The sequence below is a fragment of the Planktotalea sp. genome, assembly GCF_018607965.1.
Lineage (GTDB): Bacteria > Pseudomonadota > Alphaproteobacteria > Rhodobacterales > Rhodobacteraceae > Planktotalea.
On sequence record NZ_JABBAM010000058.1, the window covers coordinates 1 to 1847 of the forward strand.

Sequence of the window (1847 nt, forward strand, 5' to 3'; positions counted from 1 at the left end):
GAGTAACCTACGACATCTGCAGCTAATACAGCGACAAGATTGCTGTTCATCGGGTATCCTCTCGGGCAGAACGCCTGCCTATGATAAATTTGCGGGCCAAAAATATGGCCGCTGAAATAGTTACGTGACCCGATCTGCAAAATAGCAGAGGCTTTTCCCTGATTTTTCGACCATATGTGTATAGTATTTAATAGACCAGCAGCTTTGCGCGGGTCGTTCGGATTATTAAAGTCGCCCGCCCGCATCTCCAAAAAATTTAGATGACCAAAGGAATTTTTCACCCATGTCGAAAACCAGTTGGAGAAGCATTCAACGGCAGTTGAAGAATTTGCGGTACGAGCCGGGACCGATTGACGGCGTGCAGGGGGCCAAGACCGTTACTGCGGTCAAAGCGTTCCAAAGCGTCAAGGGACTTGTCGCGGACGGGATCGTCGGGCCCAAGACCCGCGATGCCCTGTTCGGTGCCGCGGGGGTGATCGACCATTCCGTCATGACATGCGCGAGGCTGGCTGAAATCGCCTATACGCTCAGACCCAGGCAGACGACGCCGGGCGATTGGAAGCTGGAGAAAGAACACAAGCTTACGGTCGTGAAAAGTTGCCCTCATGCCAATGTCGAAGCCTATATGCTCAGCAACGGCTGTCTGTTGATACCGGGCAGCAATTCCTTTGCCGATTATGTGTGGTTCAATCTGCGCGTCAAAAATGCAGGGTCCAAGAAGCTGAGCCTGAGCTATATGCATGCCAAGAACGACGTGTTTTCCGCAGGCTCCAAGCAAGGGGCGTCGCGCACGTTCTGGCATCAGGGGTTTCTGGCCCATGCCAATATTATCTATAAATGGATCGGAAATGACCCCGCCAATTGGCCCAGACTGATCATCGGCCATTCACTGGGGGCGGCATCGGCGCAAACACGACAACCTGTCGCTGTCGATCTGTCGCGATGATGACATCGTGTGCAGTTTGCCGACAGGTTTCCATCATACGGGGCAGACAAAGGTTCTGTACCACAAGAACCGCAAAAGCGGCCTGAACCACAAGATGGAATGCTATATTGATGCGTTGGAAAACCAAAAGTCCGGCCTTTCGGTGCCCTCAGTCTGGAACCCATGAAGGTACCGTTTTCCCCAAGCCCGCCGTTTTCCCCACGCCCGTCGTGTCAGCCCAAGCCGTCCTGACCGCCCTCAGCACCCGCTGAGGTCAGACGTGCCATCCGGCATCATTGTCCTGCACAATCGGGCATCGTCAAAAGATACCCCGGCAAGGTTCGCACCAAGAAACACGGCCCCCTCCAGCTCGGCCCCCGCAAGCACCGCGCCGCTCAGGTTGGCCGAAATCAGGTTTGCCTTTGTCAGGTCGGCTCCGGTGATGTTGGCACCCGCAAGGCTGGCCAACTCAAGATAGGCCTCGGCCAGGGTGGCCCCTGAAAGGTTGGACATGTCCAGATTTGCCTGCGTCAGGATCGCGGCCGAAAATTTCGCACCCGACAGGTCGGCCCCGCCAAGGTTTGTACCCGTCAGATACGCCCCCGAAAGATTGGCGTTCGCCAGATTGGCCCCGGTCAAATCTGCTGTACCAAGGCTGGCCCCCTCAAGGTTAACGCCGCTCAGGTCAGCGCCGCCAAGATTGGCCGCCCAGAGCTTTGCCCCCGACAGATTTGCCCCCGCAAGATTGGCACCTGCAAGATCGACCCGCTTGAGGTCGACCCCCGACAGGTCGCATTGCTGGCACTGTTTGGTTTCCAGCAGTTGCCCGACATCGGCCTCGTCGAAAGCCGCCGCCTGTATTGGAAGTAACGCCACCACAGCCGCCGCCAAATATAATCCCTTCATCGCGTTTCCCTCCATC

3 protein-coding genes are annotated in these 1847 nt (G+C 56.3%); 1 reads left to right on the forward strand and 2 read right to left on the reverse strand.

The features are described from left to right. On the reverse strand, positions 1–281 hold a 281-nt coding region (locus QZ279_RS05290; RefSeq protein ID WP_293448927.1), incomplete at its 3' end, for a hypothetical protein. 2 nt (positions 282–283) lie between these two features. Here QZ279_RS05290 and QZ279_RS05295 point away from each other — a divergent pair. Next, a complete protein-coding gene (locus tag QZ279_RS05295; RefSeq protein ID WP_293448929.1) occupies positions 284–946 on the forward strand; it encodes a peptidoglycan-binding protein in 663 nt (220 codons plus the stop codon). Positions 947–1183: 237 nt separating this feature from the next. On the opposite strand, the gene QZ279_RS05300 is transcribed toward QZ279_RS05295, so the two are convergent. Continuing rightward, positions 1184–1847 (reverse strand): pentapeptide repeat-containing protein (locus tag QZ279_RS05300; RefSeq protein WP_293448932.1); only part of this gene is annotated, 664 nt, incomplete at its 5' end.